This is a genomic window from Variovorax beijingensis (assembly GCF_007828835.1).
In the GTDB taxonomy this organism is placed as follows: Bacteria; Pseudomonadota; Gammaproteobacteria; order Burkholderiales; family Burkholderiaceae_C; genus Variovorax; species Variovorax beijingensis_A.
In genome coordinates, this window is record NZ_VIVL01000013.1 from 78,624 (window position 1) to 94,260 (window position 15,637).

A 15,637-nucleotide genomic window follows, 5' to 3' on the forward strand; every position below is an offset into this window, starting at 1 on the left:
CGGTGGTCGTTGTCATGAATGGGGTGATGATAACTGAAGTAATCATCAATACACATTTTGTGTTGCAACCAAGCATCTTCGCGAGCACCTTCGCCTAAGTTCTTGATTTGATTGGATTTTATCCGGGTTGCCCTGGGTCTGCCGGTCGCCACCGGATCCCGTGGAAACCTCGCAACAGTCGCCGATCGAGATCCGCCGCCCGAGCGGGGCTGTCCCGTCAGACCTGTGGCTTGGCGTCCGTGCCGGCTCCCGGGGTGCGGGACGTGTTTGCTTTAGTACTACCTTGACCATGGGAGCCGCGAATCACGTTCGAGGTCTTCGTGCATCCCGTGCTGCGCCCTGGCCCTAGGGCCTTGCTCGCCGCCTGTGCCAATGTCCCGCCGCGGGGGACCCGTACGAAGACGAGAGCGGCCACGGCCGCAAGGGGCGGCACGGCGGCGAAGGGGACAGGGAAAAGCGCAAGGGCAGGGACCACGCCTCGCGCGCCCCGTGGATGAAGCGCCGGTCCCTGCAGGCCCGCCGCGCGGCATGGTCGTCCAGCCCTCTGCGATCGTGACCCAGCCTCCGGCGATGGAAGTTCGCCGTCAGGTGCCGACGGCCCGAGCGGGCCGGGGCGGCTTTTGATTCCCTGCCCTGCCCCCGGTGACGCGCCATGACGCCGGCCCGGGTGCCGTTGCGGCCGCCGGATGCCTGGGAGGGTCGGCGCAGGCAAATCCCAACGGTTCTCACAATGGCCCTGCCGCCCTCCCCCGGCAGACGGATTTACAGGGTCCGGGCCTTGCGCAAGGCTTCGGCGATGCCGGCTTCGAGTGCGTCCTGGCTGGCCTCGGTTGCAGCGTCGGGAACGATCGTGATCGTGATCTCTCCGCTCTTGGCGCGCACCAGCGTGCCGATCTTCTGCCCCGCGGACAGGACGTCGAGCTTTTCCGAACGTTCGAACCCGGGCTTGGCATCGAGCAGCCTCGCAACGACCATGGCCGGCGCGAGGCTGTGGCCCCGCAGCCTTTCCACGCGCTTCAGGACGCCGCGGCGGTCCTTTTCCATGGCGGCATTGATCTGCTCGGCATGGCGGAAGCTGATCTCCAGCGGACTGCGGAAGCACTCCACCACGGCCGTCGGCAGCTGCGCCACCATGAGCGCCTTGCGCACCCAGGTGTGGCTCACGCCGAGCGCTTCGGCCAATTGGCGCTGCGTCGGGAACAGCTGCTCTTCCAGCGCGCGCTGGTACATCAGGCCCTGCTCGTAGTTGGACAGGTCCGCGCGTTCGCGATTCTCCCGGTCCATGGCGGCAAAGAGCGCGGCGTCGCCCAGCTCGTCGACCCAGATGGACGCCAGCACTGGAATGCCGAGTTCCAGCGCGGCCCGATGCCGGCGGTGGCCGAAGACGATCTCGAACTGGTCGGGCTCGTCCTTGAGCGGCCGCACCAGGATCGGCTGGACGTTGCCGCCGGCATGCTCGATGTCGGCCTTCAGGCCCGCGAAGGCGCTGCTCGTGAACGAGGCATCGTGGCGGTTCGCCCAGCGGCTCGGATGGATGGTCTTGGGGTCCATCTTGCGCGTCGGCAGCGAACCTTCGTACTGGCTGAGCTTTTCGCGCAGCGCCGCCATCTCGCCTTCGACCTGCTGGATCTGGCCGCGGAAAGCCATCATCTGGCCAGGGCCGGTGCGCGGCGCGAGCGAGCCGCCGACCGCCGGTGGAAACCTGGTTTCCACGGCGTTCGATGCGGACGGAGGCACCGCGGGAGCGGATGCCGGCGCCGGCGTGTCGACCGGATCCCTTGCCGCCTCGGGAAGCATCAGGCCGGCGGTCAACGCCTCCAGCCGCTTGCGGGTGCTAGCCATGATGGACACTCCTTGGCGCGGCCTGCGCCGCGCTCGATGCCGAGAAACGGGGCCGTCTGCCGATGCGGCCTCTGGCCTTCGGCACGCACCGCGGCATGGCCGCGCCGCATCGGGCCTGCGGAATCCGCAGCGGTGGAAACCAGGTTTCCACGGCTTGCGTCATGCCGCATAGATCGGGCACAGACCGAGCGAGCCGCCCGGTGGAAACCTGGTTTCCACCCCAAGAGGCTCCGGAAAGCATGGCCGGCATTCTCATTGCTGCGCCCTCCCCTGTGCGGTCCATGCGCCGATCACCGACTGCTCGACGAGCTCGACGAACGAATCGTAGGCGTCCACCGCGCGCTTGTAGGTCTTGGCGGCGCCTTCGTATTTCTGCACATCGTAGACCGTGGCGAACTCGGCCGCCTTGTTGCTGGTCACGCTGGTCTTCGGGATCTCGACCGGGAGCGTGTACTCGCCATAGGTGGCCTGGATCCACTGGCGCACCGCGGGCATGGCCGGGTCGGCCGCGTCCACGCGGCTCAGCAGCACGTGCAGGAAGTCGAAAGCCTTGCCCTCGCGGTCCTTGCTCTGGCCGTCCAGGTTGCCGCCCAGGTCGGCGAGCAGCGACCAGAACTGCGCCGACGAGGCAAAGTCCAGGCCCGAGGGCGGCACCGGAACGACGATGCCGTTGGCCGCCCACAGCGCATTGATCGTGACGTACGAAAGGGAAGGGGGCGTGTCGATCACGATCACGTCGTACAGGTCGCGTACCGACTCCAGGCCTTCGTTCAGCACATCCCAGAACTTGGCGCCGGGCTGCTGCATCTGGCGCGCGGGGAGGGCGAATTCGGCCGAGAACAGGAAGGGCGCGGCGGCGACCAGATCGATGCCGTCCCAATAGGTGGAGCGGATGGCATAGCGGATGTCGTTCTCGGACCCGTCGCACAGCGGCCCGATCGTCATGTCCTCGGTGACCTCGGCTTCGGGCAGCAGGCCGTGCAGCGTGGTGAGCGAGCCCTGGGGATCGGTGTCGATCGCGAGCACGCGGTGGCCCCGCAGGCTGAGTCCCTGCGCCAGCACCATGGCGGTGGTGGTCTTGGCCACGCCGCCCTTGAAATTGCCCACGGCGATCGTGATGGCCTTGCGCCCGGCCGGCCGCATCTTTTCCGCGCGGTAGGTCCGGGTCCAGCGGCGCAGCTCGTCCAGCTCGAAGGTGCGCTTGCCGCCCGAGGGTGTCAGCCGGCCGGCCGGCAGATCCTCCTTGGTGATGCGGTAGGCCACATGCGCCTTGTCGACGCCGCACAGCGCGGCCAACTGGGCAGTGGAGTAGGTGGGCGGAATCTTGCGGGCTTCCGGTGCCAGCAGCATGCCCCGGATCTGCTCCACCATCGACCCGGCCCGGGTCGCCAGCGCCGCGATCTTCTGCATGTTGATGGTTTGGCGGGGAGGCACCTGGACGTCGCTGGAAACCAGGTTTCCAACGATCGAGGGGACGGGAACGGACATTTTGTTTGACCTTATTCGACAGAATACGGCAATTCTATGAGAATCTGTCGAATGAACAAGTTTCGCGGAGAAGTCGACTGCAGCACCGCGAAGTATTGTGAGGAAGATTGGGGACCCGGACCCCAGCCCCTCGCAAGCCAGCCGCCGCAGGACCCCGAAACCGGGGGCAGGGCGCCTCGCACGGGTCTTTTACGCCGTCGGCTGCCGCCTGGGGCCCCAAACAGGGGCGCTGCCCGTGGCCGGAACCCATATCCACTCACATTGGAACCCATCCGGCCTCACAACAGTGGCGCTTGTCTCCCAACAAGGCTCACGCCAAATCCCATCCGTTCTCACATTCAATCCCAACCGATCTCACATGAGAGGGCCTAAGTGATTGTCACGATGGAGGAAAGCGGAATCCCAATTCTTCAATTCCCCAAGTGTTTATCTGCAAACATACCAAGGCACCATCGCCGGTGTAATGTGAATTGACGAAATCACAATGCAAAGGCATGATGTGAAACCATCTGATTGCCGCAGCGGACCATGGTCGAAGAAGACAATTCACAATCCCGGTCTCCGCCGCGGCAACCGCCCACGGCGGAGGAACAGAGCGTTGCCAAGGCCAACGAAGCCATCGCCATCCGCCCCAAGCGCGGCCGGCTCACGCTGCTGTCGCGGCGCATCTACAACGCGCTGCTCTACCACTCGCAGCGCCAGGGCGTGGACGAGCCGGTCTACCGGCTGACCTTGAGCGAGCTGATCGGCGACGCCCGCTTCAACTCCAACAACACCGAGCTGCTCAAATCGCACCTGCGCGACATGCAGGCCACGACCATCGAATGGTCGACCAGCAGCAGTTCCCTGAAGCGCTGGGTGTCTTCCCAGCTGCTGGGCACGGTCACGATCGAGGAGCAGGGCAGGGGGCGCCCCTGCATGGTGACCTGGCGCTATCCGGACGAGATCAAGGAGCGTCTGGTCAAGCCGCACCAGTACACGCGCGTGCTGCTGGAAATGAGCAGCCAGATGCGCAGCTATTCCGCCGCGGTGCTGTACGAGATCGGCGCGCGCTACCTGACCTCGCCGGGGCGGCTGTCGATGCGCGAGGACGTGGTCTGGTGGGCCGCGGTGCTGACGGGTCGCAGCGACATCAAGGAGGTCGACTACCGCTTCCTCAAGCGCGACGTCATCAGCAAGGCGCTGGCCGAGATCGACGCGCTGTGCGAGGACTTCGGGCTCGAGCTGATCGAGCACAAGCGCGGCCGCAAGATCGAGGAGATCCAGTTCCGGGTCGTTCCCAAGGTCCAGCAGCGCCTGGGCGACATCAGCGCGTCCAACCGCAACGTCTTCGACCTGGCGCTGGTCGGGCGCCTGATCGCGCTGGGTTTGAAACAGGACGAGGCGCAGGATCTCTACGCCACCACCGACGAAGGGCAGATCCGCGCCACGCTCGACCATGTGGACCAGCGGCTGCGCAATGCTGCGATGCCGGAGCTCAAGTCGCCGGCCGCGTATTTCAAGGATGCGCTGAAGAAGGGCTACGCGGGCGTGACTGCGATGGAGCCGGCGCCCAGCAGCGGCCCGGCGCTGGCACCACCCGTGGCGGTGCTGTCGGAGGCCGACCGGCTGCGGCGCATCCGCGAGCTCTGGGAGAACGACCGCATGGGGCAGGCGCGCGCCGTATTCGCCGAGATGCCGCAGCCCATGCAGGCCGAGGTGCGCATGCGCTTCGAGGCCGAACGGCTCGATCAGGTGGCGGCCCCCATCGCGCGCGCCTGGCGGCGCGACGGCCCCGCCAGCCGCGTGGCCGCGACCACCTTCTTCCGCTGGCTGGCCGAGGACACCTGGCCCGAAGAGCCCTCCGATCGCGTGCTGCTGGATTTCGCGCTTCAGCGCGGCGTGGCCGGGCTCTGACGATGTTGATTATGTGAGCCCACACTCATCATCTGAGGCTCATCACCGCGAGTGTCTCAGCCGGCCTCGCATTCGTCGATGAAGGTCTCCAGCAGCTTCTTGAGCTGGCTGGTCTTGCGCGGGCCCAGCGCTTCCTCGATCACGTGGTGGTGCGCGTCCACGCTCTTCTTGAGCCGTGACACGGTTTCCAGCCCGAGGTCGGTGATGTAGACCAGCACGCGCCGGCTGTCGGCCGCGTCGGCGGCGCGCTGCACCAGGCCGCGGCTCACGAGCTTGTCGATGTTCTTGGTGAGCGCCGGGTGGTTGAGCAGCACCAGTTCGGCCAGCTCGCCCATGGCGCGGCCCTGCTCGTCGCCCAGCACCTGGAGGATGCGCCAATGCTCCTCGGTGACCTCTTCCGCCGCGATCGACTGGGCCAGTCCGATGCGCATGCGCCGGTTGGCGGAGGCCAGCAGATACGCCAGGTATTGCGAAATGTCTTGCTCGGGCATGGGGCGAGGCAACGGTCTTTGTCGCGTGGTTGGAAGCCGCCAGTTTAGCAACGATCCTTTTCCCAGGAAAGTATTGGCGCGATTTTTGCGATAGCGTCTGCCCCTGTTGCCGTCTTGGTGCGTTGCCCGGGAGCTCCCGATGTTTTCTTCCCCTGGATCGGTCATGCCTCGCCCGCTCGCCTTCGCGCCATCCGCACGGGCCGAGCGGCCCGCGCTCGCGCGCCAGGAACTGCAGATCGCGCTGTGCGTGCCGCTGGGCGGCACGGCCGGCATCTGGGGGCCGTCCGCACTATCGTCGGCCAAGCTGGCCGTCGGGGAGCTCAACCGCGAGGCGGGCATTGGCGGGCGCGGCTGCCGGCTCCTGACCGTCAACGCCGCGGACGATGCGCCCGACATCGAGGCCACGCTGATCGAGTTGGTGCAGGCGGGCGACATCGACGCCATCATCGGCATGCACACCAGCGCCGTGCGCCAGCGCATCCTGAGGGCCGTCGGCGGGCAGATCCCGTTCGTCTACACCCCGCTCTACGAAGGCGGGGAGTCGACGCCGGGCGTCTTCGCCATCGGCGAGACGACGGCGCGCCAGCTCGGGCCCGCGATCCGCTGGCTCGGCGCGCGCAAGCGTCCGCGGCGCTGGTTCGCCATCGGCAACGACTACGTGTGGCCGCACGTGTCGCACCGCATGGCGCGCGGCTACATCGCCGAGGCCGGCGGCGAGCTGGTCGGCGAGATGTACGTGCCCTTCGGCACCACCGACTTTTCCGAGGCGCTCGACGCGCTGCGCCGGGGCAGGGCGGACGCGGTCGTGCTGTCGCTGGTCGGGCAGGACGCGATCGAGTTCAACCGCGCCTTCGGCGCCGCCGGCTTGTCGCGCGCGATGTTCAGGCTGTCCTGCGCCATCGGCGAGAACGAGCTGCTGGGCATCGGCGCCGACAACGCGGAGGACCTCTACGTCGCTTGCGGCTACTTCGCCACGCTCGACACCGAAGCCAACCTGGCCTTCAAGGAGCGCTACCGCTCGCACTTCGGCGAGCGCGCGCCCACGCTCAACACCTTCGGCCAGTCGACCTACGAGGGCATGCACTTCCTCGCAGCGCTGCTCGAGCGCCGGCGGCACCCGCCGGCCGGCCACCAGGGGCTCGACGCTTCGCCGCTGCGCTACCGCAGCGCGCGCGACGCGGCCTATGGCGCCGACGGCATCACCCACACCCCCATCTACCTGGCCCGCGCCGAGGGCAACGGAATCGCTCCGTGTCGCGCCCATGCCCGATGGGCTGCGGACGCATCCTTCCACACGAAACACGGAGTCGTTCATGGCCATCAAGCGCCCCACCCTGGACCAGCTGCAAGATGTCGCGCTGAGTCTGGGCATCCATCTGTCCGAAGCGCAGGCGAGCAGCTACAACGCGCTGCTGCAGGCCAACTTCGATGCCTACGACGCGGTCGACGCGATGCCCGACTACCTGCCCGTGGTGAGCTACGCGCGCACGCCCGGCTACCGCCCGCTGGGCGAGGAGAACAAGTACGGCGCCTGGTACGTCAAGACCACGATCAAGGGCAAGCCCGAGGGCAAGCTCGCCGGAAAGACCGTGGTGCTCAAGGACAACGTCTGCCTTGCCGGCGTGCCGATGATGAACGGCGCCTCCACGCTCGAAGGCTATGTGCCGAACGTGGACGCCACGGTCGTCACGCGGCTGCTCGATGCCGGCGCCACGGTGGTGGGCAAGTCGGTCTGCGAGTACTTCTGCTTCTCGGGCGGCTCGCACACCAGCGCCTCGGGGCCGGTGCACAACCCGCACCGCATGGGCTATTCGGCCGGCGGCTCCTCGTCGGGCAGCGCGGCGCTGGTGGCGGCCGGCGAGGTGGACCTGGCCATCGGCGGCGACCAGGGCGGCTCCATCCGCATGCCGGCGTCCTACTGCGGCATCTACGGCATGAAGGCCACGCACGGCCTGGTGCCCTACACCGGCGTGATGCCGATCGAACTCACCATCGACCACACCGGTCCGATGACGGCCAACGTGACCGACAACGCGCTGATGCTCGAGGTGCTGGCCGGCCCCGACGGACTCGATCCGCGCCAGCATGCGGGCCAGACCGCCAAGCCCTACAGCGAGCTCATGAAGGAGGGCGTTCGCGGCCTGCGCATCGGCATCGTCAAGGAGGGCTTCGGCTGGCCCCAGTCGGATGCCGCCGTCGGCGCCAAGGTGCGCAAGGCGGCCGACGTATTCACGAAACTGGGCGCCATCGTCAGCGAGGTGTCGGTACCGATGCACGCGGTCGGCCCGGCGATCTGGCTGCCGATCGCGGCCGAGGGCGCGACCCAGCAGATGATGAAGGACAACGGCCACGGCTTCAACTGGAAGGGCCTCTACGTCACGAGCATGGTCGACTTCCATGCCGGCTGGAAGCAGCGCGCCGACGAGCTTTCGGAAACGCTCAAGCTCACGATGGTGCTGGGCGAGTACTTCATCAAGCACTACCGCGGCCACTACTACGCCAAGGCGCAGAACCTCGCGCGCCAGCTGACCGCGGCCTACGACAGCACGCTGGCTGACTTCGACCTGCTGCTGATGCCCACGCTGCCGATCACGGCCACGCCGCTGCCGCCGCCCGGCGCGAGCATCGAGGAAGTGGTCACGCGCGCCTTCGAGGTGCTGCCCAACACCTGTCCCTTCGACGTCACGGGCCATCCGTCGATGAGCGTGCCCTGCGGGCTCGTCGACGGCCTGCCGGTCGGGATGATGCTCACCGGCCGCCACTGCGACGAGGCCACCATCTACCGCGCCGCCTATGCCTTCGAGCAGGCCGGCGACTGGAAGGCCATCTGAGGCTTTCGCCCGTTCTCTTTCCGTTCCTGCCTTTCCGATAAACACAGCGGCGGCTGCGTCTGCCGAACATCGAGGAGTTAGTTCCATGGATCGTCGTTCCTTCATCCAGTCGTCGGCCGCCGCCCTGGCGGGCACCGCGGTGCCGCTGTTTCCGATGGCCGCCATGGCGGCCGACGAGATCGTCGTGGGCAGCATCATCGACATGTCGGGCGGGCTGGACATCTACGGCAAGCCGATGGCCGACTGCATGACGCTCGCGGTCGAGGAGCAGAACGCGGCCGGCGGCCTGCTGGGCAGGAAGCTCAAGCTGGCCACCTACGACCCGCAGTCGAACATGCAGCTCTACGCGCAGTTCGCGCAGCAGTCGGCGCTCAAGGACAAGTCGACGGTGGTGATGGGCGGCATCACCTCGGCCTCGCGCGAAGTGATCCGGCCGGTGCTCACGCGCAACAAGACGCTGTACTTCTACAACACGCAGTACGAAGGCGGCGTGTGCGACCGCAACACCTTCTGCACCGGCGTCACGCCCGGGCAGACCGTCGCCAAGCTCATTCCCTACGCGATGAAGAAGTGGGGCAAGAAGGTCTATGTGGTGGCGGCCGACTACAACTACGGCCAGATCACCTCGCAATGGGTGAAGAAGTTCGTGCAGGACAACGGCGGCTCGGTGGCTTCCATCGACTTCTTCCCGCTCGACGTGACCAACTTCGGCCCGACCATCTCGAAGATCGAGGCGGCCAAGCCCGACATGATCGTCTCGGCGCTGGTCGGCGGTGCGCACATCTCGTTCTACCGCCAGTGGGCGGCCGCGGGCCTGACCAAGAAGATCCCGCTCGCGTCCACCACCTTCGCGGGCGGCAACGAGCACATCGTGCTGTCGCAGGCCGAGACCGACGGCTTCCTCATTTCGTACAACTATTTCCAGAACCTCGACACGCCGCAGAACAAGGCCTTCAAGGAGCGCTTCTACAAACGCTTCGGTGCCGACTATCCCAACATCACCGAGCTCGCGATGGGCACCTACCAGGGCTTCAAGCTCTGGGCCGAGGGCGTGAAGAAGGCCGGCTCGCTGGACCGCGAGAAGATGATCGCGGCGCTGGAGACCGGCATCAGCATCGACGGCCCGAGCGGCAAGGTCACGCTCGATGCGGCCACCCACCACTGCGTGCTGAACGTGAGCATCGCGGAGGTGCGCAACAAGCAGCTCAACATCGTCGAGACCTTCCAGCAGCAGCCGCCGGTGGACACCAGCGCGGTCTGCAACCTCGTGAAGAATCCGAAGGACAACCAGCAGTACGTGATCAAGGTCTGAGGGCAGGGCGCCGACATGGATCTCGCGTTCGTCGTCCTCATCCAGGTGCTCTACGCGGTGGCGAGCCTGGTCATCGTCTCGGCCGGGCTGGCCGTCATCTTCGGGATGATGAAGGTCATCAATCTCGCGCACGGCGAGTTCATGATGCTCGGCGCCTATGCCGTGATCGCGGCGCTCAAGCTCGGCATCAACCTGTGGATCGCGATCTTCGTCGTCGCGCCCATCGCGGTGGGCATGGTCGGCGTGGTGCTGGAGTGGCTGGTCATCCGGCGCCTCTACGGCCGCATGGTCGACACCATGCTGGCCACCTGGGGGCTGTCGCTGCTGCTGGTGGGCATCGTCACCTCGGTGGCGGGCAACACCACGGCGGGCGTCTCGGCGCCGCTCGGCAGCTTCTCGGTCGGCGCCTATTCGGTCAGCGGCTACACGCTGGTGATCATCGCGGTGGCCGTGGCGCTCGCGCTCGCGATCCGCTTCGTGCTCACGCGCACGCAGCTCGGCCTCATCGCGCGCGGCACCATGCAGAAGCCCGACATGGCGAACGCGCTGGGCATCAGCCCCAGCCGCGTGTACTCGGTAACCTTCGCGGTGGGCGCCGCGCTCTCCGGCCTGGCCGGCGGGCTGCTCGCGCCGCTGACCGGCGTGGTGCCGACCATGGGCGCGGCCTTCGTGGCCAAGGCCTTCATCACCGTGATCGGCGGCGGGCCGGCCATCCTCGCGGGCCTGCTCGGCGCCTCCGGCCTGTTCGGTGCCATCAACCAGCTCGCGACCTTCGTGACCACGCCGGTGCTCGGCGAGGTGGCGCTGCTCGTCGCGGCCATCGTGATGCTGCGGCTGCTGCCGCAAGGCATCACCGGACGTTTCTTCAAGGGGTCCCTGTGAACCGTTTTGCCAAGTCCTGGGCCAGCGCGGCGGTCAGCCTGGCCGTGGGCATCGCGCTGCTCTTCGGCCTGCCCGGCGTGATGGACGACTACACGCTGATCGAAGTCACGATCTACGCCGTCATGTCGATCCTCGGCGTGAGCCTGGCCTTCATCTGGGGTTTCGGCGGCATCCTGTGCTTCGGCCAGGCCGCCTTCTTCGGCCTCGGCTCGTACACCTACGCGATCGCGGTGATGAACATGGGCGACAGCACCGTGCCCTTCCTGCTCGCGATCGTGGTGCCCGCGCTGTTCGCCGCGCTGCTGGGCTACGTGATCTTCTACGGCCGGCTGTCGGATGTGTACATGGGCGTGATCACGCTCACCGTCACGCTGATCCTGTTCAACCTGGTCAACTCCACCGCCGGGCCCGAGTGGCGCATTGGCAGCGCGCCGCTGGGCGGCTTCAACGGCATCCCGGCGATACCGACGCTCAACTGGCCCGGTCAGCAGGACGAGGTGCTGACGCCGAAGGACCTGTTCTACGTCACCTTCACCTGCCTGCTGCTGGTCTACCTGGGACTGCGCGTGCTGATCGCCTCGAAGATCGGCCGCGTGATCGTGGCGGCCAGGGAGAACGAGCAGCGCGTGCTGCTGCTGGGCTACGACGCGCGCGTCTACAAGCTCTTCTGCTTCACGCTGGGCGGCGCGGTCGCCGGCCTCGCGGGCTGCCTGTTCGCGAACTGGGGCGCCTTCACCAGCCCGACCATCTTCGGCCTCGCGCAGTCAGCGCAGATCATCATCTGGGTCATCGTCGGCGGGCTGGGCACGCTGGTCGGGCCGATCGTCGGCTGCGTCGCAATCCAGTGGCTCAGCTCGCAGATCGGCACGCAGCAGGCCTTCAACTCGAACCTGGTGCTCGGCGCCATCCTGGTGGTCTTCGTGCTGCTGGTGCCGCGCGGCATCGTGCCGACCCTCGGCGACCTGATCGACATGGCGTGGCGGCGCTGGCGCAAGGCGCCGGCCCCTGCTGCGAAAGTGGCCGCACCCGCGGCGGCCCCCATGGAACCGCCGCGCGCTTTGGCTGCGACGGAGACGGCGCCATGAGCACGCCTCTGATCGAGACGCGCAACCTCAACGTGCGCTTCGGCGGCGTGCATGCCACGCGCGACGTCAACTTCACCCTGGCCGAGGCCGAGCTGCGCTGCGTGATCGGCCCCAACGGTGCCGGCAAGAGCACCTTCTTCAAGCTGCTGACCGGCCAGGTCAAGCCGACCTCGGGCCAGATCCTGTTCCGCGGCCAGGACATCTCGAAGATGCAGCCGCACGACCCGGGCCGCCTGGGCATCGGCATCAAGACCCAGGTGCCCAGCCTGTTCAACGGCCTGAGCGTGTGGGAGAACGTGTGGCTCTCGGCGCGGCGCCTGAACAGCACCGCGCAGGCCGACCGCATCACGCGCGAGACGCTCGAGCGCGTAGGCATGCATGCGTACCGCGACGTGACGGCGGGCCTGCTGGCGCACGGCATGCGGCAGTGGGTGGAGATCGGCGTGGTGATCGCGGCCGATCCGCCGCTGATCCTGCTCGACGAGCCGGCCGCCGGCATGAGCGACGGCGAGGTGGCGCGCACGGCCGAGCTCATCCTGGAGATCAACCGCCGGCATGCGCTGGTGGTCGTGGAACACGACATGAACTTCATCCGCATGATCGCCAGGAAGGTGACGGTGCTGCACCAGGGCGCCGTGATCAAGGAGGACACGCCGGACCGCATCATGAGCGATCCGCTGATCCAGCAGATCTATCTCGGCAAGAAGCCGCACTGAACCGGAAAGGCACGCATGCTCGAAGTCACGGGTCTCCATGCCGGCTACGGTGCCATCCCGGTGCTGCACGACGTTTCGCTCGCCATCGCGCGGGGCGAGTCGGTGGGCATCCTGGGCCACAACGGCATGGGCAAGACCACGCTGCTGCGCACGCTGATCGGCGCGCTGCGCACCGCCGCCGGCGCGGTGCGCTTCGACGGCACCGACATCACGCGCCATGCGCCGCATGCGCGGGCGCGCCTGGGCATGGCCTATGTGCCGCAGGGGCGCGAGATCTTTCCGGCGCTCAGCGCCATGGACAACCTGCGCATGGGCCTGGTGAAGACCAGTGAGCGCACGATGGACACCATCGAGGCGCTGCTGGAAGACTTTCCGCGGCTGAAGCCGCTGCTCGAGCGGCCCGGCGGCTCGCTCTCAGGCGGCGAGCAGCAGCTGCTGGCGCTGGCCCGCGCGCTGGCCGGCAAGCCGACGCTGCTGCTGCTCGACGAGCCGACCGAAGGCATCCAGCCTTCGATCATCGAGGAGATCGCCGAGACGCTGGCCGCGCTGCGCGACCGCATGAAGCTCACGATCGTGCTGGTGGAGCAGAACCTCGAATTCATCGCGGCCGTGTCGCAGCGCGTGCTGGTCATCAAGCGCGGCCAGATCGGCGGCGAGATCCCGCGCGAGCACCTCGGCGATTTCGAAATCATGAGCCAATACACAGGAGTCCATGGATGAGCAACGAACTGCATTACCTCGAGCTGGTGGACGTCGGCCAGCGCATCCAGCGCAAGGAGCTCTCGCCGGTCGAGGTCACGCAAGCGCAGCTTGCGCGCATCGAAAAGGTCGACGGCGCGCTCAAGAGCTATGTGATCGTGATGGCCGAACAGGCGCTGGCCGACGCGCGCCGCGCCGAGGCCGAGATCGCCCGGGGCGAGATCCGCGGACCGCTGCACGGCGTGCCGGTGGCGGTGAAGGACCTGTGCTGGACAAAGGGCGTGGCCACCGCCGCCGGCATGACGCTCTACCGCGACTTCGTGCCCACCGAGGACGGCACGGCCGTGCGCAAGCTGCGCGAAGCCGGTGCCGTGATCCTCGGCAAGCTGCAGCTCACCGAGAGCGCCTATGCCGATCACCACCCCACTGTCACGCCGCCGGCCAATCCGTGGAACGCGGCGCACTGGTCAGGTGCCTCGTCGAGCGGCTCGGGCGTGGCGACCGCCGCGGGGCTCTGCTATGGCTCGCTCGGCACCGACACGGGCGGCTCGATCCGCTTTCCATCCTCCGCCAACGGCCTCACCGGCCTGAAGCCGACCTGGGGCCGCGTGAGCCGCCATGGCGCCTTCGAGCTGGCCGCCACGCTCGACCACATCGGCCCGATGACGCGCAGCGCGGCCGATGCGGGTGCGATGCTCGGCGCCATCGCGGGGGCCGATCCGAAAGACCCGACCGCGAGCCTCGCGGCCGTGCCCAACTACCTCGCGGGCATGGAGCGCGGCTTGCGCGGCCTGCGCGTGGGCATCGATGCGCGCTGGAACGGGGAGGGCGTCGACGCGGCCACCGCGAAGGTGATGGATGGTGCGCTCGCGGCCGTGCGCCAGCTCGGCGCGGAGGTGCGCCACGTGACGTTCCCCGACCCGGTGCAGGTCATCGCCGACTGGTTCCCGCTCTGCGGCATCGAGGCGGCCGTGGTGCACGAGTCGACCTATCCTGCGCGCAAGCAGATGTACGGCCCGGCGCTCTCGGGCCTGCTCGACCTGGGCCGTGCGCAGAGCGGCATCGACTACCAGAAGATCGTGCTCCACCGCCATGCCTTCAGCGGCAGGGTGCGCGAGATGTTCGAGGGCATCGACCTGCTGCTGATGCCCTCGCAGGGCGTCGCCTCGCCGACGCTCGAGCGCATGTTGAGCTTCGGGGAGGACGCCGAGCTGATGTCCGCGATGCTGCGCTACACCTGTCCGCTGGACATGAGCGGCAGCCCGACGATCACGCTGCCCGGCGGCTTCACCGACGCGGGCACGCCGGTCGCGTTCCAGTTCGTCGCGCGCCACTTCGAGGAAGAGCTGCTGGTGCGCGCCGGCTGGGCCTTCCAGCAGGCGACCGACTGGCACCAGCGGCATCCGGCGCTGTAGCCCCTTCCTTCATGTACGAGTCCAGGCGCCGGGTCAGGGCGTCTGCTGCCGCGCATAGCGGCCCGGTGGTTGGCCCACGCAGCGCCTGAACGCCGTGCTGAACGCGCTGGCGCAGCCATAGCCGACGCGTTCGGCAACTTCTGCGATGCCGGCTTCGCCGCGGGCGAGCAGATCCTTTGCGATGGCCATGCGCCAGGCAAGCAGGTACTCCATCGGCGGCAAGCCGACGGCGCGCGAGAAGCGCTCGAAGAACGCCGACCGCGACAGTGCGGCCTTTCCTGCGAGGTCGGCCACCGTCCACGAATGCGCGGGGTTGTCGTGAAGATGCCGCAGCGCGATCGACAGGCGCGGGTCGGCCAGGCCGCGAAGCAGCCCCGGCGGCGCAGCTTCGCCGGGCGTGGAGCGCAGAGCCTCGATCAGCAGCAGTTCGACAAGGCGTTCGAGCACGAGATCGCGCCCCGGCTTCTGTTCGAGCGACTCCTCCCTCACGAGCTGCACCAGAACGGAAAGCCGCCCGATGTCGCGCACGTGCAGCAGCGTCGGAAGCAGCGACGCCAGCAGCGAGGCATCCGGCGAATCGAAGGCGAAGTAGCCGCCGAGCATCCGCATGTCAGGCGGACCTTCGCGCCGGCCGTGGCGGATCTCGTCCGTCGGCGCGGGTGCCAGCTTGGGATCCACGGCGACCGGCACCGCCGGCTCGAGGCCCGACATGGTGAATCCCGGTGTCGCTGGCATGAGCACGAAGTCGCCGGCGACCAGGGCGAGGGGTTGCTGCCCGTCCACCGCAAGAACGCATTCGCCCTCGAGCATCGTGCAGAAGCTGGGCTCGCCGAATGCCGAATAGCGTACCGCCCACGAACCGGCGCCGCTGATCACCTTCGCGTACACCGCGCGCGGGCGAAGCAGCTGGACGACTTGTGCGAGGGGATCAGTCATGCAGGACTCCTGCAAACAAAGTATGGACTCTGGATTGTAGGAAG

Annotated in this window: 12 protein-coding genes and 1 pseudogene; 9 read left to right on the forward strand and 4 right to left on the reverse strand. The window is 67.6% G+C overall.

From position 1 onward, the window contains the following. Positions 1 to 762: 762 nt before the first annotated feature. Positions 763 to 1,842 carry a ParB/RepB/Spo0J family partition protein gene (locus FB547_RS28265; protein WP_145746945.1) on the reverse strand — a complete coding sequence of 360 codons (1,080 nt, stop codon included), beginning with the start codon at positions 1,840 to 1,842 and terminating at the stop codon, positions 763 to 765. Positions 1,843 to 2,094: 252 nt separating this feature from the next. Next, the gene (locus FB547_RS28270) at positions 2,095 to 3,330 is read right to left on the reverse strand and encodes an AAA family ATPase (RefSeq protein ID WP_145746946.1); all 1,236 of its coding nucleotides are present in this window, start codon (positions 3,328 to 3,330) and stop codon (positions 2,095 to 2,097) included. 528 nt (positions 3,331 to 3,858) lie between these two features. On the opposite strand from FB547_RS28270, the gene FB547_RS28275 reads away from it, so the two are divergent. Further along, positions 3,859 to 5,226 (forward strand): replication initiation protein, encoded by a 1,368-nt coding sequence (locus FB547_RS28275; protein WP_145746947.1) that lies wholly within the window; start codon positions 3,859 to 3,861, stop codon positions 5,224 to 5,226. Between the two features lie 56 nt (positions 5,227 to 5,282). Here the strand turns inward: FB547_RS28275 and FB547_RS28280 are convergent, their stop codons facing one another. Beyond that, on the reverse strand, positions 5,283 to 5,717 hold the full coding sequence (locus FB547_RS28280) for a MarR family winged helix-turn-helix transcriptional regulator (protein WP_145746948.1): 435 nt from the start codon (positions 5,715 to 5,717) through the stop codon (positions 5,283 to 5,285). 163 nt (positions 5,718 to 5,880) lie between these two features. Here FB547_RS28280 and FB547_RS28285 point away from each other — a divergent pair. The 8 genes and pseudogenes from FB547_RS28285 to FB547_RS28320 all read left to right on the forward strand — a co-directional run. Then, positions 5,881 to 6,891: pseudogene (locus FB547_RS28285) on the forward strand (substrate-binding domain-containing protein); the annotation flags it as partial. 139 nt (positions 6,892 to 7,030) lie between these two features. Next, entirely contained in the window at positions 7,031 to 8,548 is a 1,518-nt protein-coding gene (locus FB547_RS28290) for an amidase (protein ID WP_145746949.1), read from the forward strand. A gap of 85 nt (positions 8,549 to 8,633) precedes the next feature. Continuing rightward, the gene (locus tag FB547_RS28295; protein WP_145746950.1) at positions 8,634 to 9,860 is read left to right on the forward strand and encodes an ABC transporter substrate-binding protein; all 1,227 of its coding nucleotides are present in this window, start codon (positions 8,634 to 8,636) and stop codon (positions 9,858 to 9,860) included. Between the two features lie 15 nt (positions 9,861 to 9,875). Continuing rightward, positions 9,876 to 10,742: an ABC transporter permease subunit gene (locus FB547_RS28300; protein WP_145746951.1), complete on the forward strand. Its 867-nt coding sequence runs from the start codon at positions 9,876 to 9,878 to the stop codon at positions 10,740 to 10,742. Then, positions 10,739 to 11,827 (forward strand): branched-chain amino acid ABC transporter permease, encoded by a 1,089-nt coding sequence (locus FB547_RS28305; RefSeq protein WP_261380433.1) that lies wholly within the window; start codon positions 10,739 to 10,741, stop codon positions 11,825 to 11,827. Before FB547_RS28300 ends, FB547_RS28305 begins: the two co-directional genes overlap by 4 nt. Continuing rightward, positions 11,824 to 12,543 (forward strand): ATP-binding cassette domain-containing protein, encoded by a 720-nt coding sequence (locus FB547_RS28310; RefSeq protein ID WP_145746952.1) that lies wholly within the window; start codon positions 11,824 to 11,826, stop codon positions 12,541 to 12,543. Before FB547_RS28305 ends, FB547_RS28310 begins: the two co-directional genes overlap by 4 nt. A gap of 15 nt (positions 12,544 to 12,558) precedes the next feature. After that, positions 12,559 to 13,263: an ABC transporter ATP-binding protein gene (locus FB547_RS28315; protein WP_145746953.1), complete on the forward strand. Its 705-nt coding sequence runs from the start codon at positions 12,559 to 12,561 to the stop codon at positions 13,261 to 13,263. After that, positions 13,260 to 14,657, forward strand: a complete 1,398-nt coding sequence (locus tag FB547_RS28320; RefSeq protein WP_145746954.1) for an amidase — start codon at positions 13,260 to 13,262, stop codon at positions 14,655 to 14,657. The genes FB547_RS28315 and FB547_RS28320 overlap by 4 nt, the downstream gene beginning before the upstream one ends. A gap of 33 nt (positions 14,658 to 14,690) precedes the next feature. On the opposite strand, the gene FB547_RS28325 is transcribed toward FB547_RS28320, so the two are convergent. Continuing rightward, entirely contained in the window at positions 14,691 to 15,593 is a 903-nt protein-coding gene (locus tag FB547_RS28325; protein ID WP_145746955.1) for an AraC family transcriptional regulator, read from the reverse strand. Positions 15,594 to 15,637: the final 44 nt, after the last annotated feature.

Coding starts and splice junctions, on each gene's coding strand:
- FB547_RS28295 (WP_145746950.1), top strand. CDS start 8,634: ATGGATCGTCGTTCCTTCATCCAGTCGTCGGCCGCCGCCCTGGCGGGC.
- FB547_RS28265 (WP_145746945.1), bottom strand. CDS start 1,842: ATGGCTAGCACCCGCAAGCGGCTGGAGGCGTTGACCGCCGGCCTGATG.
- FB547_RS28270 (WP_145746946.1), bottom strand. CDS start 3,330: ATGTCCGTTCCCGTCCCCTCGATCGTTGGAAACCTGGTTTCCAGCGAC.
- FB547_RS28310 (WP_145746952.1), top strand. CDS start 11,824: ATGAGCACGCCTCTGATCGAGACGCGCAACCTCAACGTGCGCTTCGGC.
- FB547_RS28325 (WP_145746955.1), bottom strand. CDS start 15,593: ATGACTGATCCCCTCGCACAAGTCGTCCAGCTGCTTCGCCCGCGCGCG.
- FB547_RS28315 (WP_145746953.1), top strand. CDS start 12,559: ATGCTCGAAGTCACGGGTCTCCATGCCGGCTACGGTGCCATCCCGGTG.
- FB547_RS28280 (WP_145746948.1), bottom strand. CDS start 5,717: ATGCCCGAGCAAGACATTTCGCAATACCTGGCGTATCTGCTGGCCTCC.
- FB547_RS28290 (WP_145746949.1), top strand. CDS start 7,031: ATGGCCATCAAGCGCCCCACCCTGGACCAGCTGCAAGATGTCGCGCTG.
- FB547_RS28300 (WP_145746951.1), top strand. CDS start 9,876: ATGGATCTCGCGTTCGTCGTCCTCATCCAGGTGCTCTACGCGGTGGCG.
- FB547_RS28320 (WP_145746954.1), top strand. CDS start 13,260: ATGAGCAACGAACTGCATTACCTCGAGCTGGTGGACGTCGGCCAGCGC.
- FB547_RS28275 (WP_145746947.1), top strand. CDS start 3,859: ATGGTCGAAGAAGACAATTCACAATCCCGGTCTCCGCCGCGGCAACCG.